20 protein-coding genes are annotated in these 23,061 nt (G+C 72.1%); 6 read left to right on the top strand and 14 right to left on the bottom strand.

Going from position 1 to position 23,061, the window contains the following annotated elements:
- Positions 1-174: 174 nt before the first annotated feature.
- On the bottom strand, positions 175-1,356 hold the full coding sequence (locus ACFWIA_RS00400; RefSeq protein ID WP_386998830.1) for an acyl-CoA dehydrogenase family protein: 1,182 nt from the start codon (positions 1,354-1,356) through the stop codon (positions 175-177).
- 233 nt (positions 1,357-1,589) lie between these two features.
- Here ACFWIA_RS00400 and ACFWIA_RS00395 point away from each other — a divergent pair, with 233 nt between their 5' ends.
- Positions 1,590-2,936 (top strand): UDP-glucose dehydrogenase family protein, encoded by a 1,347-nt coding sequence (locus ACFWIA_RS00395; protein WP_386998828.1) that lies wholly within the window; start codon positions 1,590-1,592, stop codon positions 2,934-2,936.
- A gap of 25 nt (positions 2,937-2,961) precedes the next feature.
- On the opposite strand, the gene ACFWIA_RS00390 is transcribed toward ACFWIA_RS00395, so the two are convergent.
- From ACFWIA_RS00390 to ACFWIA_RS00370, 5 genes are all read right to left on the bottom strand, one after another.
- Positions 2,962-3,624, bottom strand: a complete 663-nt coding sequence (locus ACFWIA_RS00390) for a DUF7019 family protein (protein WP_386998825.1) — start codon at positions 3,622-3,624, stop codon at positions 2,962-2,964.
- A complete protein-coding gene (locus ACFWIA_RS00385) occupies positions 3,621-4,640 on the bottom strand; it encodes a hypothetical protein (RefSeq protein ID WP_386998823.1) in 1,020 nt (339 codons plus the stop codon). Before ACFWIA_RS00385 ends, ACFWIA_RS00390 begins: the two co-directional genes overlap by 4 nt.
- Before the next feature lie 108 nt (positions 4,641-4,748).
- Positions 4,749-5,981: a dipeptidase gene (locus tag ACFWIA_RS00380; RefSeq protein ID WP_386998822.1), complete on the bottom strand. Its 1,233-nt coding sequence runs from the start codon at positions 5,979-5,981 to the stop codon at positions 4,749-4,751.
- Positions 5,978-6,553, bottom strand: a complete 576-nt coding sequence (gene purE, locus ACFWIA_RS00375; RefSeq protein WP_386998820.1) for a 5-(carboxyamino)imidazole ribonucleotide mutase — start codon at positions 6,551-6,553, stop codon at positions 5,978-5,980. Before purE ends, ACFWIA_RS00380 begins: the two co-directional genes overlap by 4 nt.
- On the bottom strand, positions 6,550-7,707 hold the full coding sequence (locus tag ACFWIA_RS00370; protein WP_385486480.1) for a 5-(carboxyamino)imidazole ribonucleotide synthase: 1,158 nt from the start codon (positions 7,705-7,707) through the stop codon (positions 6,550-6,552). Before ACFWIA_RS00370 ends, purE begins: the two co-directional genes overlap by 4 nt.
- Before the next feature lie 122 nt (positions 7,708-7,829).
- On the opposite strand from ACFWIA_RS00370, the gene ACFWIA_RS00365 reads away from it, so the two are divergent.
- Positions 7,830-8,411, top strand: a complete 582-nt coding sequence (locus ACFWIA_RS00365) for a GtrA family protein (protein WP_386999176.1) — start codon at positions 7,830-7,832, stop codon at positions 8,409-8,411.
- 1 nt (position 8,412) lies between these two features.
- Here the strand turns inward: ACFWIA_RS00365 and ACFWIA_RS00360 are convergent, their stop codons facing one another.
- On the bottom strand, positions 8,413-9,684 hold the full coding sequence (locus ACFWIA_RS00360) for an ATP-binding protein (protein WP_386998818.1): 1,272 nt from the start codon (positions 9,682-9,684) through the stop codon (positions 8,413-8,415).
- 536 nt (positions 9,685-10,220) lie between these two features.
- Entirely contained in the window at positions 10,221-10,898 is a 678-nt protein-coding gene (locus ACFWIA_RS00355) for a response regulator transcription factor (RefSeq protein ID WP_385486476.1), read from the bottom strand.
- 506 nt (positions 10,899-11,404) lie between these two features.
- Between ACFWIA_RS00355 and ACFWIA_RS00350 the strand changes: the two genes are divergently transcribed.
- The gene (locus ACFWIA_RS00350; RefSeq protein ID WP_386998815.1) at positions 11,405-12,892 is read left to right on the top strand and encodes a peptide MFS transporter; all 1,488 of its coding nucleotides are present in this window, start codon (positions 11,405-11,407) and stop codon (positions 12,890-12,892) included.
- Positions 12,893-12,984: 92 nt separating this feature from the next.
- Here ACFWIA_RS00350 and ACFWIA_RS00345 read toward each other — a convergent pair whose 3' ends face one another.
- Both ACFWIA_RS00345 and ACFWIA_RS00340 read right to left on the bottom strand, forming a co-directional pair.
- Positions 12,985-13,518 carry an ATP-binding protein gene (locus ACFWIA_RS00345; protein WP_386998813.1) on the bottom strand — a complete coding sequence of 178 codons (534 nt, stop codon included), beginning with the start codon at positions 13,516-13,518 and terminating at the stop codon, positions 12,985-12,987.
- Between the two features lie 285 nt (positions 13,519-13,803).
- Positions 13,804-14,172 (bottom strand): STAS domain-containing protein, encoded by a 369-nt coding sequence (locus ACFWIA_RS00340; protein WP_385486470.1) that lies wholly within the window; start codon positions 14,170-14,172, stop codon positions 13,804-13,806.
- Positions 14,173-14,444: 272 nt separating this feature from the next.
- Between ACFWIA_RS00340 and ACFWIA_RS00335 the strand changes: the two genes are divergently transcribed.
- Positions 14,445-15,416, top strand: coding sequence for an RNA polymerase sigma factor SigF (locus tag ACFWIA_RS00335; protein WP_386999174.1), 972 nt, complete (start codon positions 14,445-14,447; stop codon positions 15,414-15,416).
- A gap of 277 nt (positions 15,417-15,693) precedes the next feature.
- On the opposite strand, the gene hutI is transcribed toward ACFWIA_RS00335, so the two are convergent.
- The 3 genes from hutI to ACFWIA_RS00320 form a co-directional block, all read right to left on the bottom strand.
- Complete coding sequence (hutI, locus tag ACFWIA_RS00330) at positions 15,694-16,866, bottom strand: imidazolonepropionase (RefSeq protein ID WP_386998811.1); 1,173 nt, start codon at positions 16,864-16,866, stop codon at positions 15,694-15,696.
- Positions 16,867-16,949: 83 nt separating this feature from the next.
- Positions 16,950-17,735 (bottom strand): isocitrate lyase/phosphoenolpyruvate mutase family protein, encoded by a 786-nt coding sequence (locus tag ACFWIA_RS00325; protein ID WP_386998809.1) that lies wholly within the window; start codon positions 17,733-17,735, stop codon positions 16,950-16,952.
- A gap of 1 nt (position 17,736) precedes the next feature.
- Positions 17,737-18,261 (bottom strand): carboxymuconolactone decarboxylase family protein, encoded by a 525-nt coding sequence (locus ACFWIA_RS00320; RefSeq protein ID WP_386998807.1) that lies wholly within the window; start codon positions 18,259-18,261, stop codon positions 17,737-17,739.
- A 126-nt stretch (positions 18,262-18,387) separates the two neighbouring features.
- Between ACFWIA_RS00320 and ACFWIA_RS00315 the strand changes: the two genes are divergently transcribed.
- The gene (locus tag ACFWIA_RS00315) at positions 18,388-19,806 is read left to right on the top strand and encodes a PLP-dependent aminotransferase family protein (protein WP_386998805.1); all 1,419 of its coding nucleotides are present in this window, start codon (positions 18,388-18,390) and stop codon (positions 19,804-19,806) included.
- 414 nt (positions 19,807-20,220) lie between these two features.
- Here ACFWIA_RS00315 and rocD read toward each other — a convergent pair whose 3' ends face one another.
- Positions 20,221-21,456 carry an ornithine--oxo-acid transaminase gene (gene rocD, locus ACFWIA_RS00310; RefSeq protein WP_386998803.1) on the bottom strand — a complete coding sequence of 412 codons (1,236 nt, stop codon included), beginning with the start codon at positions 21,454-21,456 and terminating at the stop codon, positions 20,221-20,223.
- A 278-nt stretch (positions 21,457-21,734) separates the two neighbouring features.
- Here rocD and glyA point away from each other — a divergent pair, with 278 nt between their 5' ends.
- Positions 21,735-23,009 (top strand): serine hydroxymethyltransferase, encoded by a 1,275-nt coding sequence (gene glyA / locus ACFWIA_RS00305; RefSeq protein ID WP_386999172.1) that lies wholly within the window; start codon positions 21,735-21,737, stop codon positions 23,007-23,009.
- The last annotated feature ends 52 nt before the right edge of the window (positions 23,010-23,061 follow it).

Here is a 23,061-nt window from a genome sequence, read left to right as displayed (position 1 = left end):
GGAGTGGCAGGGGAAGCGGGCATCCTGGCGCAGAGGTCTGGAGAAACGGCAAGCAGAGCTGGCCGGTCTCGAAGGCGAGGCCACGGTGCTTCGCTACTTCCTGCCCGCGATGGAGGTGCGCCCCTGCCGCGAACGGCAGGGGCGTCATCGTGAGGGTCTGACCTCCGTAGCCCCTTACGGAAGGTTCCGGGCCATGACGATCCGCTGGATCTGATTCGTGCCCTCGTAGATCTGCGTGATCTTCGCGTCCCGCATCATCCGCTCCAGCGGGTAGTCACGGGTGTACCCGTAACCGCCGAGGAGCTGCACCGCGTCCGTGGTGATCTCCATCGCCGCGTCGGAGGCGTAACACTTGGCCGCCGCGCCGAAGAAGGTCAGCTCGTCCTCGGTGCCGCCCAGGGCGACCCGCTCCGACTTGGCCGCCGCCGCGTAGGTGAGTTGGCGGGCGGCCTCCAGCTTCATCGCCATGTCCGCCAGCATGAACTGGACGCCCTGGAAGTCACCGACCGGCTTCCCGAACTGCTTGCGCTCGCGGACGTAGCCCTTCGCGTAGTCCAGGGCGCCCTGGGCGATGCCGAGGGCCTGCGCGGCGATGGTGATGCGGGTGTGGTCCAGGGTCTTCATCGCGGTGGCGAAGCCGGTGCCCTCCTCGCCGATCAGACGGTCGGCGGGGATGCGGACGTTGTCGAGGTACACCTCGCGGGTGGGGGAGCCCTTGATGCCGAGCTTCCGCTCGGGGGCGCCGAAGGAGACGCCCTCGTCGGACTTCTCCACCACGAACGCCGAGATGCCGCGGGTCCGCTGCTCGGGGTCCGTGACCGCCATCACCGTGTAGTACTCGGACACGCCCGCGTTGGTGATCCAGCGCTTCACGCCGTTCAGCACCCAGGAGTCGCCGTCCCGGACCGCCCGGGTCTTCATGCCGGCCGCGTCCGAACCGGCGTCCGGCTCGGACAGGCAGTACGAGAACATCGCGTCGCCCTTGGCCAGGGGGGCGAGGTACTTCCGCTTGAGCTCCTCGGAGCCGGCGAGGATCACCGGCAGCGAACCGAGCTTGTTGACGGCCGGGATCAGGGAGGACGACGCACAGGCGCGGGCGACCTCCTCGATGACGATCACCGTCGCGAGGGCGTCCGCCCCGGCGCCGCCGTAACCCTCCGGTACGTGGATCGCGTGGAGATCGGCGGCGACGAGCGCGTCCAGCGCCTCCCGGGGGAAACGGGCCTCCTCGTCCACTGCGGCGGCGAAGGGGGTGATCTTGGCCTCCGCGAGCGCGCGGACCGTCTCGCGGAGCATGTCGTGCTCTTCGGACGGCCGGTACAGGTCGAATGCCGGGTTGTCTGCCGAGCCAGCCACGGTTCACGCTCCCAGTTTGCTAACTACCGTTAAGTAACTCGTTGAGTACCCCGAATTCTAGGGGCCCGGGAGTGGGGGGACCAGGTGACCTCGGCGACACGTCGTCCCGGCCGTCCACCGCGTGACCTCGACGCGGACGACGGCCCCGTTCGTCGCCCCACTATGCTCGGCCGGGCGTGACCGGCACCCCGGATCGCCGCAGACCACGACCTTCGCTACGTACCGGAGCACTCATGGCCCCCCTCAAGATCACCGTGATCGGCACCGGGTACCTCGGTGCCACCCATGCCGCCGCCATGGCGGAGCTGGGCTTCGAGGTCCTGGGTCTCGACGTCGTCCCCGAGAAGATCGCCCTCCTCGGCGAGGGACGCGTACCGATGTACGAGCCGGGCCTGGAAGAGCTGCTGCGCAAGCACGTGGCCGGGATCGAGGGGTCCACCGGGCGGCTGCGGTTCACCATGGACTGGGCGGAGGTCGCCGCCTTCGGGGACGTGCACTTCGTCTGCGTCAACACCCCGCAGAAGCACGGCGAGTACGCCTGCGACATGTCGTACGTCGACGCCGCCTTCGCCTCGCTCGCCCGACACCTGGAACGGCCCTGCCTGGTGGTCGGCAAGTCGACCGTGCCGGTGGGCAGCGCGGACCGGCTCGCCGCCCGGCTCGCCGAACTGGCGCCCGCCGGGGACGGCGCCGAGCTGGCCTGGAACCCGGAGTTCCTGCGCGAGGGGTTCGCCGTCGGGGACACCCTGCACCCGGACCGGATCGTCGCCGGGGTGCGCAGCGCGTCCGCCGAGAAGCTGCTGCGCGAGGTGTACGCCACCCCCATCGGGGAGGGGGCGCCCTTCGTCGTGACGGACTTCCCCACCGCCGAGTTGGTGAAGACCGCCGCGAACTCGTTCCTCGCGACGAAGATCTCCTTCATCAACGCGATGGCGGAGGTCTGCGAGGCCGCCGGCGGGGACGTCGTCAAGCTCGCCGAGGCCATCGGCTACGACGAGCGGATCGGGAACAAGTTCCTGCGCGCCGGGATCGGGTTCGGCGGCGGCTGCCTGCCGAAGGACATCCGGGCGTTCATGGCGCGCGCCGGTGAGCTGGGCGCCGACCAGGCGCTGACGTTCCTGCGGGAGATCGACTCCATCAACATGCGGCGGCGCGGCCAGATGGTGGAGATGGCCCGCGAAGCGCTGGGCGGCGGGTCGTTCCTCGGACGCCGGGTCGCGGTGCTGGGCGCCACGTTCAAGCCCGACTCGGACGACGTACGGGACTCGCCGGCGCTGAACGTCGCGGGGCAGATCCACCTCCAGGGCGGCCAGGTGACCGTGTACGACCCGAAGGGGATGGACAACGCGCGGCGGCTGTTCCCGACGCTCGGTTACGCACCGACCGCGGTGGACGCGGTGCGCGGGGCGGACGTGGTGCTGCACCTCACGGAGTGGCGGGAGTTCCGCGAGTTGGACCCGGCCGAGTTGGGTGCGGTCGCTCGGGAGCGGGTGGTGCTGGACGGGCGCAACGCGTTGGAGCCTGCGGTGTGGCGCGCTGCGGGGTGGGCGTTCCGGGCGATGGGGCGGCCCGCGGCGTAAGCCTTCGGGCTGCGGCCTTGCGGGGTCAGGTTTGTTCTATGTGTAGGGGGGTGCCGATCACCAGGCGTTGGATTCCTGGGATGCCGGCACGTCTGGTCTGCTGCTGTTGCGCTTCGACCACGGCCACGGTGACCGCGATGCCCCGCACGGTGGGCAACGGGATCTTGTTCTGACCGTTGGTCCGCATGATCGCCTGCCACGCGTACGAGGACGCCCCGCTGAGGTCCCCGCGGACGCGGGCGGAGTCGCCCTCCGCCTTCTCCGTGATGGCCCGGAGCGGATCGACACTGGGGCTGAGCGCGCTGGGCGAGCTGAACGCTCCGGTGGCGTGACGGGCCGCACCCACGAGTACGAGGGCGGCCCCGCCGACGTGACCGGCCACCCAGAACCCCCGCTCCTCCACCAACCGCGCGGCAGGCGTGTCGAAGGAGAAGAAGGGCGGCAGCTGCGCCTCCTCGGTGCTCAGGCATTCGAAGTCCAACGGGGCCGCGTCCTGCACGATCCGCTTCTCCACCCGGCGCACCTCGCTCACCAGGCCCGGGCCGGCGTTGGTGAAGCGGAGTTCGGCTTCGGCGACGGGGGTCTTGAACTTCAGGGCGAGTCCACGGAAGGAATCCAGGACGCTCCTGTCGTACTGCTCGGAAAGGAGTTCCAGCTTGGAGCGGGACACGTACCAGAAGTAGCTCACGTCCGCGTCCTCTCCAGTGCGACGTACTCCTGCCTCGACCCGGCCGCGTCTTGCAGGACGAGGGGGTACTGCTCCAGTGCCGTGCGGTCGGGGGGATCGGTCCGTTCGAACTCCGAGCGGTCGGCGCGCAGGTCGAGGGGCTGGCGGGAGAGGCCGTCGAGGAGGGCCAGCAGGGTCTCCGCGTGATGGGGCCCCAGCCAGGTCGAGGGCGATTCGACCCAGTCCACCGGTTGGTAGAGCCGGTACAGCGCGAGCACGTAGACGAGGTCGTGCACGGTGATGTTCATCCGGAAGAACGGACACGACAGCGAGGCCTTGACGTCGTCCGGGGTGAACGTGCCGGCCAGGACTCCGTACATGATCCGCAGGACTGCGGATTCGTCCAGTTGCGGCCCGACGGGCAACCCGTCCGTCGGGCGAAGCGCGATCAACGACCGTACATGGGGCGGGAGTTCGCTGAGGTCGAGGGCGTCGGCGAGTGCGGGATTGCGGGGCAGGAGCGCTCCCCAGCGGTGCAGCCACTCGGTCTCGCTGAGGTGCCCGCTGCCCAGGAAGTGGCAGTCCGCCGCGAGCAGGTGCTGGACCCTCTCCCAGAAGAGCGTCGTCCTCGTCAGGGCGGCGGGAACGTCCAGGACCCTTTCGAAGGAGAGGGCCCCTTTCCTCCGATGGGTGTTGCTGGCCGGGAGGAGGTAGCGGTCCTCTCGCACCCCGTAGAGCTGAATGGTGGAGAAGGCCACCCGCTGCCCGTCCACGCTGATTTCGAGGTCGTCGTAGAGGTCGTTCGCCACGGCGGACCCGCGGGCGTTGGGGTGCTCGATCAAGGCGTTCACCGGCGGCAGCAGGGGGGTGTCCCGCTCCCACAGCGCGTCCTCCGCGGCCGGTAATCGCATGACGTAGGAGCGCCGCGTCGGCGCGTGCCGACAGAGGAAGACCTCGGCGTCGGCCCCGGAACCGAGGTGCTGCCCGATGCCGAACCACGCGAAGTCCCGGCCGACGTAGTCATCCGCAGTGATCATGGGGAACTCGCAAGGGGCGGGTGGGCGGGGGCGTTTCCCAGCGTTGCAGCGCAGGAGGGAAACGGCAAGGGAGTGCCCCCGCTCCGTACGCGCACCTGGTCCGAACGTCTACGGGCCGTCCAGGTCCTGACGGGTCGCGTGCGAAGGGGCCCGTCGCGCGGCGAGGTCCCGCCCGACCGCCTCGCCGTCCGCCAGGACCCGCACGGAGTTGGACCACGTCAGCTTCGCGAGGTCCGCCCGGGACCACCGCCGCAGCCGCAGCTCCGCGATCAGGTTCGGATAGCCGGACACGTCGGAGAGGCCGTCCGGCGTGAACGCCGTGCCGTCGTAGTCGCCGCCGATGCCGAGGTGGTCGACGCCCGCTACCTCCCGCATGTGGTCGAGGTGGTCCGCGACGTCCGCGACCCGCGCCACGGGCCGGGGCCGCTCCGCCTCGAACGCGCGGTGCGCCCGCATCGCCTCCGGGGAGGTGTCCAGGTGGTGGAAGCCGTGCGCCCGCAGGTTCTCGTCGGCGGCGGCCGTCCACGCGACGGCGGCCGGGAGGACGAACTTCGGCACGAAGGTCACCATCGCCACGCCCCCGTTGGCCGGCAGCCGCTCCAGGACGTCGTCGGGGACGTTGCGGGGGTGGTCGCAGACGGCCCGTGCCGAGGAGTGGGAGAAGATCACCGGCGCGACGCTGGTGTCGAGCGCGTCCCGCATGGTCGTCGCCGCCACGTGCGAGAGGTCCACCAGCATCCCGAGGCGGTTCATCTCGCGGACCACCTCCCGCCCGAACTCCGTGAGGCCGCCCGCCGCGGGAACGTCCGTGGCCGAGTCGGCCCAGGGCACGTTGTCGTTGTGGGTGAGCGTCATGTACCGCACGCCCAGCGCGTACAGGGCCCGCAGGGTGGCGAGCGAACTGTTGATGGAGTGGCCGCCCTCCGCCCCCATGAGGGAGGCGATCCGCCCCTCGCGGCGGGCCCGTTCCAGATCGGCCGCGGTGCTCGCCGGCATCAGATCCGTCGGGTGACGGTCCATCAACTGGCGTACGCAGTCGATCTGTTCGAGCGTGGCGCTGACCGCGCTGTCGCCGGTGAGGTCGGTGCGGACGTACACGGACCAGTACTGGGCGCCGACCCCGCCGGCCCGCAGCCGGGCGAGGTCGGTGTGCAGGTGGGCGCTCTGGTCGGCGGCGAGGTCCCGCGCGTCGAGGTCGTAACGCACCTGCTCGCGCAGCGCCCACGGCAGGTCGTTGTGACCGTCCACCACCGGGAAGTCCGCCAGCAGGGCCCGCGCCTCCTCCCGCGCCCGGGCCCGGGCGTCCGCGTCCGTCCCGTCGGTGGTGCGGGGGGCGGTCACTTGTTGCCCGCGAAGCCGAAGCCGCCGGTGGCCCCGCCCTCGACCTTGGCCCGCAGCCGCTTGCCCTTCTCGGTGGCCTGGTCGTTCAGCTGCTGCTGGAACTCCCGCATGCGGGTGAGGAGTTCCTCGTCGTGCGCGGCGAGGGTGCGGGCCGCGAGCAGCCCGGCGTTGCGGGCGCCCCCGACGGACACCGTCGCGACGGGCACCCCGGCGGGCATCTGGACGATGGAGAGCAGGCTGTCCATGCCGTCGAGGTACTTCAGCGGAACGGGCACGCCGATCACCGGCAGCGGGGTCACGGAGGCCAGCATGCCCGGCAGGTGGGCGGCGCCGCCCGCACCCGCGATGATCGCCTTCAGCCCGCGGTCCGCCGCCTGCTCGCCGTACGCGATCATCTCGTGGGGCATGCGGTGCGCGGAGACCACACCGACCTCGTAGGGGATCTCGAACTCGTCGAGGGCCTGGGCCGCGGCCTCCATGACGGGCCAGTCCGAGTCGGAGCCCATCACGATGCCCACGAGCGGGGCGGTGGACGGACGGCTGAGCGTGGCGGTGGGCGACGGCGGGGTCATTCGGTGATCGTTCCTCTGAGGTAGCCGGCTGCGTGACGGGCGCGTTCCAGTACGTCGGCCAGGTCGTCGCCGTGGGTGTTGACGTGACCGACCTTGCGGCCGGGCTTCACGTCCTTGCCGTACATGTGGATCTTCAGGCCCGGGTCGCGGGCCATGCAGTGCAGGTACGCGGAGTACATGTCCGGGTAGTCGCCGCCGAGGACGTTGCACATGACCGTCCAGGGCGCGCGCGGGCGCGGGTCGCCGAGCGGGAGGTCGAGCACGGCACGGACGTGGTTCGCGAACTGGGAGGTGATCGCGCCGTCCTGGGTCCAGTGCCCGGAGTTGTGGGGCCGCATCGCCAGTTCGTTGACGAGGACCCGGCCGTCGGCGGTCTCGAACAGCTCCACCGCGAGGTGCCCGACCACCTCCAGCTCCTTGGCGATCCGCAGCGCCATCTCCTCGGCGTGCAGGGCGAGCTCGGGCTCCAGGTCGGGCGCGGGGGCGATGACCGTGTCACAGACCCCGTCGACCTGTCGGGACTCCACCACCGGGTAGGCGACGGCCTGGCCGTGCGGGGAGCGCACCACGTTCGCGGCCAGCTCCCGGACGAAGTCGACCTTCTCCTCGGCCAGCACCGGCACCCCGGCACGGAACGGCTCCGCGGCCTCCTCGGCGCTGCGGACCACCCACACGCCCTTGCCGTCGTAGCCGCCGCGCACCGTCTTCAGCACCACGGGGAAGCCGTCGGGGGAGTCCGCCGTGGCGCCCTGCGCGGCGAAGGCCACCACGTCCGCGGGGTCCGCGACGATGCGGTGCCGGGGGCAGGGCACGCCGATCTCGGTGAGCCGGGCGCGCATGACCCCCTTGTCCTGGGCGTGCACCAGCGCGTCCGGGCCGGGGCGCACGGGGATGCCGTCCGCCTCCAGGGCCCGCAGGTGCTCGGTGGGCACGTGCTCGTGGTCGAAGGTGATCACGTCACAACCGCGTGCGAAGTCCCGCAGGGTGTCCAGGTCGCGGTAGTCGCCGATGACGACGTCGCCGACGACCTGGGCCGCGGAATCCTGCGGGGTGTCGCTGAGGAGTTTGAACCTGATGCCGAGCGGGATGCCTGCTTCGTGGGTCATGCGCGCGAGCTGGCCCCCGCCGACCATGCCGACTACCGGGAATGTCACGCCCCCAGGGTATCCGCGTGGCCGAAACGGATGCCCACGGGCGGGTCGGTAGGGAGCTGGTTAGCATGGTGGGGTTGACGAACGTGACGGCGCGACCGACTGAGCGGGGACTGGGCGGCACCATGACCAACGGTGGTACGGGGGCCCCGGCGCGGTCGGAGGGTTCGTTGTGGCGACGGGTGGAACGCCTGCGGCGCGAGTTGTTGAAGTTCGGCGCGGTCGGCGGCGCCGGCATCGTCGTCAACCTGCTCGTCTTCAACCTGGTGCGTGCGGTGTCCGAGCTGCCCGTGGTGCGCGCCGGCATCATCGCGACGATCGTCGCGATCGCGTTCAACTACTTGGGGTTCCGGTACTTCACCTACCGTGACCGCGACAAGAGCGGGCGCACCCGGGAGATGAGCCTGTTCCTGCTGTTCAGCGCGATCGGTCTGGTCATCGAGAACGGCGTGCTCTACGCGGCGACCTACGGCTTCGGCTGGGACACCCCGTTGCAGAGCAACTTCTTCAAGTTCTTCGGCATCGGCGTCGCGACCCTGTTCCGCTTCTGGTCGTACCGCACCTGGGTGTTCCGCGCCCTGCCGACGGGTTCCGCGGTCACCGCGGCGGAACGTTTCCTTGAGGAGCAGCCGGTGCCGGACCCCCGAGCGGCGGGCGGCGTCCGCGGCGCCGGCGCGACCCCGCTGTCCGGCCAGCGCACGCGGTAGCTCACCTGACCTGCTTGTCGCCGCCCCGCGGCGGCCGGGCGACCTGGCTCCGGGACAGGAACAGCCCGAACACCGGCGGCCTGAGCTGGAGCATCTCCAGCCGCCCGCCGTCCGCCTCGGCGAGGTCACGGGCGACCGCGAGGCCGATCCCGGTGGAGTTGTGGCCGCTGATCGTCCGCTCGAAGATGCGCGAGCCGAGGTGCGCCGGGACGCCGGGGCCCTCGTCCGTCACCTCGATGACCGCCTGGTTGCCGGTGACCCTGGTCCGCAGGGCCACCGTGCCCCCGCCGTGCACCAGGGAGTTCTCGATCAGCGCGGCGAGCACCTGGGCGACCGCGCCGGGGGTGCCCACCGCCCGCAGGTGCCGCTTGCCGGAGCTGACGACCGCCCGGCCCTCGCTCCGGTACGCGGGACGCCATTCGGCGAGCTGCTGGGTGATCACCTCGTCCAGCTCGAAGGAGACGGCGGAGCCCGTACGGGGGTCCCGGGAGTTGGTGAGCAGGCGCTCCACCACGTCGGTGAGGCGTTCCACCTGGGCCAGGGCGATGGACGCCTCGTCACGGGCCGTGGTCAGGTCGTCGGTGACGGTGATCTCCTCCAACCGCATCGACAGCGCGGTCAGCGGGGTCCGCAGCTGGTGGGAGGCGTCGGCCGCGAGACGGCGCTCGGCGGTCAGCATCCGGGCGATGCGTTCCGCGCTGGAGTCCAGCACGTCGGCGACCCGGTCCAGCTCGGGGACGCCGTAGCGGCGGTGCCGGGGGCGCGGGTCGCCCGAGCCCAGGCGCTCGGCGGTCTCCGCGAGGTCCGTGAACGGGGAGGTCAGACGGTTGGCCTGGCGCACGGCGAGCAGGACGGCGGCGACGATCGCGAGCAGGGCGACGCCGGCGATGATCACCAGGGTGCGGCCCACCTCGCGGGTCACCGCGGAGCGGGACTCCTTGACGGTGACCGTCTCGCCCTGTTCCCCGTGAGCGGTCTCGGTGATCACGTCGCCCGTGGGGGGCTCGCCGATCTCCACGATGCCCTGGTCGGGGATGTCGATGCGGGCGTAGCGGCCGGAGCCGACCTGGGCGCTGAGGGCTGCGCTGGTGATGCGTTGGTCGCCGAGGAGGCGGCTGTCCACGATGCTCGCGAGTTGGATCGCTTCGGCTCGGACGCGTTCCTGGGCGCTGTCGCTGATCGTTCGGGTCTCGACGATGACCAGGGAGACTCCGAATACCGCGATGACCACGAGGACGACCGCGAGGGTGGAGTGGATCAGCCTTCTGCGCATGCTCGTAACGTAGTGGTTGCGCCTTCCCGTGCGGGTGCGTGGTCGTTTTCGCGCAGTTCCCCGCGCCCCTGATCAGGTGCGTTCACCTGGCGGTGCGTTGTTCGGTGCGGGTGCGCTGGTCTTTCGCGCAGTTCCCCGCGCCCCTATCGGGTCCGTTCGCCTGGCGGTGCGTTGTTCGGTGCGGGTCCGTTGGTCTTTCGCGCAGTTCCCCGCGCCCCTGAAGGGGCACGTCTTCCCCTGCGGGCCACGGGACGGCGCACCCGAGGCCGAACGCACCCGATAGGGGCGCGGGGAACTGCGCAAAACAACAGCGCACCCGCACGGGACGGTGTACCTGAGGCTGAGTGGGCCCGATAGGGGCGCGGGGAACTGCGCGAATCAACAGCGCACCCGCACGGGACGGCGTACCTGAGGCTGAACGCACCTGATCAGGGGCGCGGGGAACTGCGCGAAAGACCAGCGCACCCGCACCGGACAGCGCACCGCAGGGGGGACGTACCGGACGGTCAGCGTAAGGGCCCCGCCGCGGGTAGCGGTCAGTTCTTTTCGAAGCGGAACCCGACCCCCCGAACCGTCGCGATGTACCGCGGATTCGCCGCGTCATCGCCCAGCTTCTTGCGCAGCCAAGAGATGTGCATGTCCAACGTCTTCGTGGAGGACCACCACGTCGTGTCCCAGACCTCCCGCATCAACTGGTCCCGGGTGACGACCCGCCCCGCGTCCCGGACCAGCACCCGCAGCAGATCGAACTCCTTCGCCGTGAGCTGGAGCTCCTCCTCCCCCATCCACGCCCGGTGCGACTCGACGTCGATCCGCACCCCGTGCGTGGACGGCGGCTGCTGCGGCTCGGCCGCGCCCCGCCGCAGCAGCGCCCGGACCCGGGCCAGCAACTCGGCGAGCCGGAACGGCTTGGTGACGTAGTCGTCCGCGCCGGCGTCGAGCCCGACCACGGTGTCCACCTCGTCGGCCCGCGCGGTCAGGATCAGGATCGGCACCGTGTGCCCCTCCGCCCGCAGCCGTCGGGCGACTTCCAGGCCGTCCATCCCGGGGAGCCCCAGGTCCAGGACGACCAGGTCGACGCTGCCCTGCATGCCGGCTTCCAGCGCGGTGGGTCCGTCCTCACGCACTTCGACCTCGTAACCCTCCCGGCGCAGGGCGCGGGCCAGCGGCTCCGAGATGGACGCGTCGTCCTCGGCGAGCAGTACACGGGTCATGACCCGATGGTAGTCCGGTGGGGGGCCGCCCAGGGAGACGCCGGGAGCCGGGGACGGGGCGGGATTTCGGACCTGCGGGTGTGGGGTGGCACTCTGGGTCGGACCTTTGAATGCGTGTCGATAGGGCATGTGCCCCTGTGTTCCATCTCTCAGGTACGGGCATAGGCTTCCGAATTCCCGCAAGTCGTGTCGTATGGTGTGAGAACGCCTGTAGCACGTACTGAGGACCCCGTGGCCGCTATGGCGCGCCCGGGGTCCTTCGTCGTGCGGGTCGACCGCCCGTCGGCCTCGAAAGGAATGACCTGTGGCCGGGCCCCGGTGCGAGAACGCGCGCGGGGCGTGGCTCCCGGTGTCTCCCGTCCTTCGTTCCCGCCGGTCCACCCGGACGACCGGAACGGATCCCCCCTTGGGCGTAAGGGTGGGCGGTGCGGCGCCGGTGCCGGCCAGCCCCCCACCGGGCGCGCTCCCGTTCCACGCCGCGCGTCCCGAACACCAAGGATCGACCCATGGCGTCCAGCCTGACGAAGGAATCACCCGGCATCCCCGGTGAGAAGACCTTCTTCGGCCACCCCCGTGGCCTGGCCACCCTGTTCATGACCGAGATGTGGGAGCGCTTCAGCTTCTACGGCATGAGGGCCCTGCTTCCGCTGTACCTGGTCGCACCCGGAGGTCTGAACCTCAGTGCGACCACCGCGACCGCGATCTACTCGATCTACCTGGCGATGGTGTACCTCCTCGCCATGCCCGGCGGCTGGTTCGGTGACCGCGTCTGGGGTCCCCGCAAGACCGTCGCCGTCGCCGCTTCGGTGATCATGGCCGGGCACATCACCCTGGCCCTGCCGGGCCAGGCCCCGTTCTTCGCCGGTCTGGCGCTCGTCGCGATCGGGTCCGGGCTGCTGAAGGCCAACATCTCCACGATGGTCGGCCATCTGTACGACGGCCCGGACGACCCCCGTCGGGACGGCGGCTTCACGGTCTTCTACATGGGCATCAACCTGGGTGCCTTCGCCGCTCCGCTGATCATCGGCACCATCGGCGAGAGCGTGAACTGGCACCTCGGCTTCGCGCTCGCCGCGCTGGGCATGGCCATCGGCCTGATCCAGTTCCTGCTGGGCACCCGTCACCTGAGCGCGCGTTCCAGCGTGGTGCCGACGCCGCTGACGGACGTCGAGCGCCGGTCGACCCTGCGCAAGGGCCTGATCTTCCTCGCGATCGCCGTCGTCTTCTACGGCGTCGTGGGCGGTGCGGGCCTGTACACCCTGAACTGGGCGCTGGTCCCGATCACCCTCGCCGGTCTGATCATCCCGATCGTGGTCCTCACCCGGATCAAGCGGGACAAGGACCTGTCCGCGACCGAGCAGACCCGGATGACCGGTTTCATCTGGTTCTTCGCGGCGGCCGCGGTGTTCTGGATGATCTACGACCAGGGCGGCTCGACGCTGGCGCTGTTCGCCCGGGAGTCCACCAACACCACGGTGCTCGGCTTCGACTTCCCCGTCTCGTGGTTCCAGTCGATCAACCCGGTGCTGGTGATGGCGCTGGCCCCGGTCCTCGCCTGGTTGTGGCTGGCGTTGAACCGGATGGGCAAGGAGCCCAGTACGGTCGTCAAGTTCTCGTCGGCGCTGATCCTGGTCGGCGCGTCGTTCCTGGTCTTCCTGATCCCGCTGACCATGTCGGGGGACGGGACGAAGGTCGCCGTGTGGTGGATGGTCGCCATCTACTTCGCGCAGACGCTGGGCGAGCTGTGCCTGTCCCCGGTCGGCCTGTCGGTCACCACGAAGATGGCGCCGGAGAAGTACGGCTCCCAGATGATGGGCGTCTGGTTCCTCGCGGTGACCGCGGGCGACTGCACCACCGGCCTGCTGTCGATCGCCGGTGTCGACCTCAACAAGTCCGGGATCGTCGCCCTGGAGGCGACGCTCGCGATCCTCGCCGGCGTGGGCTTCTTCCTGTACCGCAAGCAGGTCAAGACCCTGCTGGGCGGCGTGCGGTAGGACGCGCGGGAGCACGACGTTCCTCCGGGGGCGTGACCGGGACCATCGGGTCGCGGTCACGCCCCCGGCGGCGTTCTCGGGTGGGGGGCGGGTCAGCCCGGTGCGCCGAGTTCCGCCCACACGGTCTTGCCGGAGACGCCGGGGGTGCGGACCACGCCCCAGTCCAGGCAGAGCCGTTGGACGATGAACATGCCGTGTCCGCCCGGCCGTCCGGCGCGGTGCGGGGTGCGCGGTGCGGGCGACCCGCTGCCCCGGTCGACCACCTCGACCCGCAGCACCTTGCCCCGGTGACAGATCGTCATCTCTTCGGGCCCTTCGGCGTGCAGGCACGCGTTGGTGACCAACTCCGAGACGACGAGGAGCACGTCCTCGGCGGCTGCCCGCCGGTCGGCGCCCGAGGCGGGGAGCCACCCCCAGTCGTAGAGGGCCTGTCGGGCGAAGTCCCGGGCCAGCGGTACGACCCCGGGGGCGTCGCGCAGGGCGACCCGGCGCAGACCGGGGGCGCCCGCGTCCGAGGTGCTCGGTGCGGGCGCGCCGGGGGGCGCCGGGGCCGGGGCGGTACCGGACACGGAGTTCCGTGGCTCCGGGCCGCGGTCGCCCGGCGGACGGGGCCGGGTGGTGCTCATCAGCGCTTCACCTCACCGATTCACCGGTTCACCAGTTGCAGCATGTGCCAAGTTCCCAAGTTCCCACATGATCCGGCCGGGTGGCGGGCCTACCGTACGATCCCGCCCCGTCTGCGCGTGTGGCGTCCGGGGCCGAGTGGTCTCCTGCCCGGCGTATCCGTGAGAACACCCACTTTTCCCGCCCACATGGTCATGCCGGGTGTGACTCCGGCAACTTCACGGGGGAAGTGCACGGCGCGGGGGAGGGGGGACACGGGAGGCCGGGGTCGACGGAGACCCGTGCGGTCATTCGCGCAGCGCGTCGTCCACGGTCGCGTGCACCGTGAACACGGCATCGGCTCCGGTGATCTCGAACACCCTCGCCACCACGGGCAGCATGCCGGCGAGGTGCACTCCGCCGCCGGCGGCCTCGGCCCTGAGCCGGGCGCCGAGGAGGACGTTCAGCCCCGTCGAGTCGCAGAACTCCAGGCGGGAGCAGTCCACGACGAGGCGGGTGACGCCCTCGTCGACGAAGGCGTCGAGGGGTTCCTGGAGCAGTTCGGCGGTGTGGTGGTCAAGCTCACCCGCCGGGGTCACGACGGCGCTCGATCCGTGCGTGTGCACGTCCACCAGAAGGCGGTTCGTATGCGCGCTGCCGACCGTCCCGCGGTCCATGCCGTCTCTCTCTTTCGGGCCCTCCGTGATGCGTCCGGGCCCTTGGGGATGGGGGTGGATGTGAGGGGGTGACGCCCTTGCACAGTACGCCCTACGCGACGCACGGAACACCCGAACAACCGCAACAAAAGGGACATTTGCGAATCTAAGAAAACTTGCAAGTGATTCAACAAAGCGGGTAGGGCTAGTAGAGACCGCACTCGAAACGGCCGGCACGGAGGCAAGCCAGACCGCAGGATCGCATGGCACCGGCAGCCTCATGCCCGGACACGATGGAGGACGACATGTCACCCCGGCTCGACGTATCGCAGCCCCTCGAAGCGACGTCGGCATCCCGTCCCGCAGTTCCCGACGACACCGCAACACCCGCTGGACCCGCCGCGACGCGCCCGGCGGCCGTCGCCGTGGCCGACCGGCCCGCCGACGTCCGGCCCGACACCCTGGCGGACCTCCCGCCGATCCCCCCGTTCGACGAGGTCGCCCCGTCCGACGCACGGGCGCTGTCGAAGACCCTGTTCGCCCGGCTGGAGACCCTCGAAGAGGGCACCCACGAACACGCCTACGTCCGCAACACCCTGGTCGAGCTGAACCTCGCCCTGGTGAAGTTCGCCGCCTCGCGCTTCCGCACCCGCAGCGAGCCGATGGAGGACATCATCCAGGTCGGCACGATCGGTCTGATCAAGGCGATCGACCGCTTCGAGCTGAGCCGCGGAGTGGAGTTCCCCACCTTCGCGATGCCGACCATCGTCGGCGAGATCAAGCGTTTCTTCCGGGACACCAGCTGGTCGGTCCGGGTGCCGCGCCGGCTCCAGGAACTCCGGCTCGACCTCGCCAAGGCCGGCGACGAACTGGCGCAGCGACTCGACCGCGCACCCACCGTCGCCGAACTCGCGGCGCACCTGGAGCTGTCCCGCGACGAGGTCGTCGAGGGCATGGCCGCGGCCAACGCCTACACGGCCAGCTCGCTGGACGCCCAGCCCGAGGAGGACGACTCGGAGAGCGCGCTCACCGACCGGATCGGCTACGAGGACCACGGACTCGAAGGCATCGAGTACATCGAGTCCCTGAAGCCGCTGATCGCCGGTCTCCCGCAGCGCGACCGGCAGATCCTCTCGCTGAGGTTCGTGGCGAACATGACCCAGTCGGAGATCGGTGAGGAACTGGGCATCTCCCAGATGCACGTCTCCCGACTGCTCTCCCGGACCCTGGGCCGGCTGCGCAAGGGGCTCACCGCCGAGGGGTAGGCCACGGCAGGACGGTCGTCGTCGCCCGGGCGGTGTCGTCGGGGCGGGCAGCGGAGTGCGCCGCTGCCCGCCGGACGGCACCCCCCGCCCCCGGTGCCCGCCCCGGCCCCGGGGGGGGTACACCCAAACCGGGGCCCCCCCCCCCCCCCAGGGGGTACGGCCCCGCATGGCCGGTCGTGTACCCCGGGGCGGTGAGCTCGGGGCGGCAAGCGGAGTGCGCCGCTGCCCGCCGGACGGCACCGCCCGCGCCGTTGCCCGGCCCGGGCACGTGTCGTGTTCAGACCTTCCGGGCGCCGCGCCGCCACACCTGGGAGACCAAGGGCACCCCCGGCCGGTACGCCAGATGGACGTGGCTGGGCGCGTCGAGGAGCAGCAGATCCGCGTACGCCCCCGGCGCGATCCGTCCCACGTCCTCGCGGCGCAGCGCCCGCGCGCCCCCCGCGGTCGCCGCCCACACCGCCTCGCCCGGGGTCAGGCCCATGTCCCGCACGGCGAGGGCGATGCAGAACGGCACGGACGAGGTGAACGAGGAGCCGGGGTTGCAGTCGGTGGACAACGCCACGGTGACCCCCGCGTCCCACAGCCGCCGGGCGTCCGGCCACTCGGCGCGGGTGGAGAACTCCGCGCCCGGCAGCAGCGTCGCCACCGTGTCGCCCGCAGCGAGCGCGGCCACGTCCGCCTCACTGAGGTACGTGCAGTGGTCCGCGCTGGCCGCACCCGTTTCCACCGCGAGCTGCACCCCGGGCCCGTGGCCGAGCTGGTTGGCGTGCACCCGCGGCACGAGGCCCCGGGCGGCGCCGGCCGTCAGCACGGCCCGGGCCTGGTCCGCGTCGAAGGCGCCCCGCTCGCAGAACACGTCCACCCAACGGGCGTGCGGGGCGCAGGCGTCCAGCATCGGGCCGGTGACCAACGCGACGTAGGCCGCGGGGTCGTCCGCGTACTCGGGCGCCACGACGTGGGCGCCGAGGTAGGTGACCTCGTCGGTGTGGCGGGCGGCGATCCGCAGGGCCCGCTCCTCGTCCGCGACGGTGAGCCCGTACCCGGACTTGGTCTCGAAGGTCGTCGTCCCCTGCCGCAGCGCCTCGCCCAGGTACCGGACGAGGTTGGCCTCCAACTCCGGGTCGGTGGCGGCCCGGGTCGCCGCGACCGTGGTGCGGATGCCGCCGGCGGCGTACGGGCGGCCGGACATCCGGGCGGCGAACTCCTCGGTGCGGTCCCCGGCGAACACCAGGTGCGAGTGGGAGTCCACGAACCCGGGGAGGCCGGCCCGGCCCTGCGCGTCGAACACTTGGTCGGCGTCCGGCGCCCGGTCGGCGGGACCCACCCAGGCGATCCGCTCGCCCTCGACCACGACGGCGGCGTCCCGGAGCAGCCCCAACGGGGACCCGTCGCCCACGCCGGGGTCGTTGGTGACGAGGGAGCCGATACGGGTGATGAGGGTGGTACTCATGGGGTCCTCTCCGGGCAGCCGCGGATCACAGGGCGTCCCCAGGCTCCCACGCCCCGCCAGCCGCAGCCCGGGCCCGTCCCCGGTCAGCGCAACTGCGTCGCCAGGTCGCCCAGCGCGGCGGTCGTCCGGTGCAGCAGACCCGGACCGAAGGTGATCCGGGTGGCGCCGAGTCCGCCCAGCTCCCGGAACGACCCCCGCAGGGCGTCCGTCGGTCCGGTGACCTCCGCGACCGCGTTCAACGGTCCGTCCACACCCGCCCGCAGCACCGGCAGCGCCGAGCGGGGCGCCAGGATCGGGTACACGCAGTCCGCGCCGGCCGCCACGTACGCCCGGGCCCGCTCCACCGCCGCCGCGGGGTCCTCGACGCCCCGGACGAAGGTGTCCACCCGGGCGTTGAGGAACAGCCGGTCGCCGGCCGCCGCCCGGACCTCGGCCAGCCAGTCGGCGTGCTGCCGGGGGTCCCTGAGGGTGCCGTCCGGGCCGGTGTCCTCCAGGTTGCAGCCCACGACTCCGGTCTCCAGGAGCCGTTCGACCAGCTCGGCGGGCGGCAGCCCGTAGCCGCCCTCGACGTCCGCCGAGACGGGCGGCGCACCCAGGGGCCGCACCGCGCGGACGATCCGGGCCACCGCCGCGAACATCTCGGCGGGCGGGGTGCTGCCGTCCTCGTAACCGAGGCTCGCCGCGATCCCGGCGCTGGGGGTGGCCAGCGCCGGGAAGCCCGCGGTGACCAGGGCCCGGGCGCTGGCCGCGTCCCAGGGGCCCGGGAGGACCAGCGGGTCGTCGGCGGAGCGGTCGTGGTGCAGGGCCCGGAAGACGTCCACCGGGCGCGGCGTTCCCCCCGCGGCGGGAGCGCGGTCCGTCGTCGACACCTCAGACGCCCTTGTACTGGCCGGGCGTGTAGTGGCCAGGCGCCACCCGGGCGGTGACGTTGAGCCGGTTCCAGGTGTTGATCACGGCGATGGACGCGATCAGCTGGGACAACTCGACCTCCTCGAAGTGGGCCGCGGCCTTCGCGAACACCTCGTCCGGCACGCCGTCCCGGAGGTCGGTGACCGCCTCGGCCAGTTCCAGCGCCGCCAACTCCTTCTCCGTGTAGAAGTGTCGTGACTCCCGCCAGGCGCTCAGCTGGACCAGCCGCTCCGGGGTCTCCCCGGTGACCAGGGCGTCCTTGGCGTGCATGTCGAGGCAGACCGCGCACTGGTTGAGCTGCGAGGCCCTGATCTTCACCAGCTCCAGCACGACGGGGTCCACGCCCTTCGCGGAGGCTGCGGTCAGCTTGATCATCGTCTTGAAGACCTCGGGGGAGTGCGTCCCCCACCGCAGTCGCGCGGGCTCCTCGGGCGCGTACTCGGTGACGGTGGCTGCGGTCGGCGCTTCGTTCTGTGTCGTCGTCATGAGGACGAGCCTAGGGACGGAGCAGCCCAGGAGTAGGGTCCATTCGGCGCCGGAGATCTTGGGCCACTTTCGTGGTCGGCCCGGCTCGCTGCGGCGACCGCGACGGACCGACGGGAGGGGCGGGACATGGGTACGGAACCGGGGGCGGAGAGGGCGCGGGGCGGCGGGCTCGGCATCGATCTGCACATCGACCCGGCCGGCCCCGGCGGACTCCGCAGGGGCCTCACCGGCGCACTGCGCGAAGCCGTCCGCGGCGGTCGCCTCACCCCGGGCACCCGGCTGCCGTCCTCCCGGACCCTCGCCGCGGACCTCGGCATCGCCCGCAACACCGTCGCCGACGCGTACGCCGACCTCGTCGCCGAGGGCTGGCTCACCGCCCGCCAGGGCTCGGGCACCCGGGTCGCCGACCGGGCCGTACCCCGCCCCGAGACGCCCGTCCGGGGCCGACGCGTCCCCGGGCGCCCCGAGTTCACCCTCCAGCCGGGCACCCCCGACCTGTCCGCCTTCCCCCGGGCCGCATGGCTGCGGGCCGCCCGCCGCGCCCTGGCCCGGGCCCCGCACGACGCCCTCGGTTACGGGGATCCGCGCGGCCGTCCCGAACTGCGGCAGGCCCTCGCCGGGTACCTCGCCCGGGTGCGGGGCGTACGCGCCCACCCCGACCACGTCATCGTCACCGCGGGCTTCGCACAGGCCCTGCTCGTCCTGGGGCGGCTGCTGGCCCGGCGGGGCGTGCGCGAGGTGGCCGTGGAGTCCTACGGGCTCGACTTCCACCGGGACCTGCTGACCGACCCGGGGCTGCGCACCCGCGCCCTGCCCTGGGGGCCGCGCGGCACCGACACGGGTGCGTTGGACGACCTCGCGCCCGGCGCGGTGCTGCTCACCCCGGGCCACCAGTTCCCCATGGGGCTCCCGCTGTCGCCCGAGGGCCGGTCCGCCGCCCTCCGCTGGGCCCGGCGGACCGGCGGACTGCTCCTGGAGGACGACTTCGACGGCGAGTTCCGCTACGACCGGCAGCCGCTGGGAGCGCTCCAGGACCTCGACCCCGACCGGGTGGTGTACCTCGGCTCGGCCAGCAAGGCCCTCGCGCCCGGGCTGCGGCTCGGCTGGATGGTGCTGCCCGGGCGGCTCGTCGCCGAGGTCACCGCGGACAAGGGCCCCGGCTGGGCGTGCGGGGCCCTCGACCAGCTCACCCTCGCGGAGTTCCTTACCTCCGGCGCCTATGACCGGCACGTGCGCGCGATGCGGTTGCGCTACCGCCGCCGGCGGGACCAGCTCGTCGCCGCGCTCGCCGAGCGGGCCCCCGACGTCCGGGTCACCGGGATCGCCGCCGGTTTGCACGCCGTGCTCGAACTGCCGCCGGGCACGGAGCGGTCCGTGCTCCAGGCCGCGGCCCGGCAGGGGCTCTCCCTCTGCGGGCTCGGCATGTTCCGGCACCCGGAGGCCGTGGCCCACCGGCAGCCGGACGCTCTGGTCGTCGGTTACGGCGTCCCCTCCGACAGTGCGTGGCCGGGCACGCTGGACGCGCTGTGCGCGGTGCTGCCCTGACCTCCCGGAGTCCGTTCGTCCTGTGCGGGTGCGTGGGGGGTGCTCGCGCAGTTCCCCGCGCCCCTTGTTGGTGCGACCTGGCGGGCGTGCGCTGTTCCGTGCGGGTGCGCTGGTGTTGTGCGCAGTTCCCCGCGCCCCTATCGGGGCACACCGCGCCCTCGCACCCCCCCGCCCCGACAAGCAGCGCGAGCAACCCCCACCCGCCCCGATAAGGGGCGCGGGGAACTGCGCAACACCCACGACGCACCCGCACAGGACAGCGCACACTCACCAGGCCGCCCCGACAGGGGGCGCGGGGAACTGCGCGAAACACCAGCGCACCCGCACGGGACAGCGCACGTCTGCCAGGTCGCCCCGACAGGGGGCGCGGGGAACTGCGCGAAACACCACGCACCCGCACGGGACATCGCGTCGCTAGCCGACGACCTCCCGCAGACGGTCCAAGCCCCAGTCGAGGTCCTTCTCCGCGATGACCAACGGCGGGGCGATCCGGATGGTCGACCCATGAGTGTCCTTGACCAGGACGCCCTTCGCCAGCAGCCGTTCGGAGATCTCCCGCCCGGTGCCCCGCGCCGGGTCGACGTCGACGCCCGCCCACAGGCCGCGCCCCCGGATCTTCCGCACCCCGCTGCCCGGCTCCCCGACCAGCGCCGCCAGCTCCCGGTGCAGGTGCCCGCCCAACTCCGCGGCCCGCTGCTGGTACTCACCCGTCCGCAGCATCGCGATCACCTCCAGGGCCACCGCGCAGGCCAGCGGGTTCCCCCCGAACGTCGACCCGTGCTCGCCCGGCCGGAACACCCCGAGCACCGCCTCGCTCGACACCACCGCCGACACCGGCACCACCCCGCCGCCCAGCGCCTTGCCCAACAGGTAGACGTCCGGGACCACGCCCTCGTGCTCACAGGCGAAGGTCCGCCCGGTCCGCCCCAGACCCGACTGGATCTCGTCCGCGATCAGCAGCACGTCGCGCTCCCGGGTCAGCTCCCGCACCGCCGGCAGGTACCCGGCCGGTGGCACCAGCACCCCGGCCTCGCCCTGGATCGGTTCGATCAGCACGGCGACCGTGTTCTCCGTCAGCGCGTTCCGCATCGCCGTCGCGTCCCCGTACGGCACGATCTCGAAGCCCGGCGTGTACGGCCCGAAGTCCGCCCGGGCATCGGGGTCGGTGGAGAAGCTCACGATGGTCGTCGTCCGGCCGTGGAAGTTGTCCGCGGCGACCACGATCTTCGCCATGTTGTCGGGCACGCCCTTCACCCGGTAGCCCCACTTGCGGGCCGTCTTCACCGCCGTCTCCACCGCCTCGGCGCCCGTGTTCATCGGGAGCACCGTCTCCATCCCGCACAGCGCGGCGAGCTCGGCGCAGAACCGCCCGAACAGATCGTGGTGGAAGGCCCGCGAGGTGAGGGTCACCCGGTCCAGCTGGGCCTTGGCGGCGTCGATCAGCCGCCGGTTGCCGTGCCCGAAGTTCAGCGCCGAGTACCCGGCGAGCAGATCGAGGTAGCGCCGCCCCTCGACGTCCGTCATCCAGGCGCCCTCGGCGGTGGCGATCACCACGGGCAACGGGTGGTAGTTGTGGGCGCTGTGCGCCTCCGCCGAGGCGAGGAACCGAGCTGTCGGACTTTCGGTGCTGGACACGGGTTCTCCGTTCATCCTGCGGCCGGCGGGCGCGGTGGCACCCCTTCCTGCCGCTTCTTCCCTGTCGACCGGGCGTTCTTCTATCGTCGCGCGGATCGCAGCCGATCAAACCTCCCCGGTCGACACGTGTGCGCCACCCGCTACGCTGGCCCCGGGCACGGCGACTGGCGAACAGGGAACCAACCCTGGGGGAGCCGGGCCCGGTCGGGGCGCCGCGCCCCGCCGCACGAGGTGTCGTCCGCCTGGGCACCCCGGGACCACGACGGATGCAACCGCTCGCCCCGGAGGACACCATGCCGCTCCCGTTGCCCCATCCCGCCCTCACCGCCGCGGACCCGGAACTCGCCGGGCTCATCGCCGCCGAGGAACAGCTCCAGGCCGACACGCTGCGGCTGATCCCCAGCGAGAACTACGTCTCCGGCGCCGTCCTCGAAGCCACCGGCACCGTCCTCCAGAACAAGTACAGCGAGGGCTACCCCGGCCGCCGCTACTACGAGGGCCAGCAGGTCGTCGACCAGGTGGAGCGCCTCGCCACCGACCGGGCCACCGCCCTGTTCGGCGTCGACCACGCCAACGTCCAGCCCTACTCGGGTTCCCCCGCGAACCTCGCCGTGTACCTCGCCTTCGCCGAGCCCGGTGACCCGGTCATGGGCATGGCGCTGCCGATGGGCGGTCACCTCACCCACGGCTGGGGCGTCTCGGCCACCGGCACCTGGTTCCGCGGCGTCCAGTACGGGGTCCGCCAGGACACCGGCCGCATCGACTTCGACCAGGTCCGCGACCTCGCGCTCAAGGAACGCCCCAAGCTGATCTGGTGCGGCGGCACCGCGCTGCCCCGCACCATCGACTTCGCCGCGTTCGCCGAGATCGCCGCGGAGAGCGGGGCCCTCCTCGTCGCCGACATCGCCCACATCGCCGGGCTGATCGCGGGCGGCGCCCACCCCTCGCCCGCCCCCTACGCGGACGTCATCTCGACCACCACCCACAAGACCCTCCGCGGCCCCCGGGGCGCCATGCTGATGTCCCGCGCGGAGCACGCCAAGGCCCTCGACAAGGCGGTCTTCCCCGGTCTCCAGGGCGGCCCCCACAACCACACCACCGCCGCCATCGCGGTCGCCCTGCACGAGGCGGCCCAGCCCGCGTTCCGCAGCTACGCGCACGCCGTCGTCGCGAACGCCCGGGCCCTCGCCGAAGCGCTGCTCGCCCACGGCCACGACCTGGTCTCCGGCGGCACGGACAACCATCTGATCCTGATCGACCTGACCGCGAAGGACGTCCCCGGCAAGCTCGCCGCCCGGGCCCTGGACCGGGCCGGGATCGTCGTCAACTACAACACCGTGCCCTTCGACCCCCGCAAGCCCTTCGACCCCTCCGGCATCCGCATCGGCACCCCGTCGCTCACCTCCCGCGGCCTCACCCCGGAGCACATGCCGACCGTCGCCGCCTGGATCGACCGGGCCGTCACCGCGGCCCGCACCGGTGACGAGCAGACGCTCACCACGATCCGCGCCGAGGTGGCGGAGCTGATGGCCGCCCACCCGGCCCCCGGGCTGCCCACCGGCGACTGAGCAGCCGGGCGGGCCGGTCGGCCACCCCCCGACGGCCGACCGGCCCGCCCCT

Source organism: Streptomyces sp. NPDC127068 (genome assembly GCF_042724695.1).
Lineage (GTDB): Bacteria > Actinomycetota > Actinomycetes > Streptomycetales > Streptomycetaceae > Streptomyces.
This window is presented reverse-complemented; position numbering and strand designations above follow the sequence as displayed.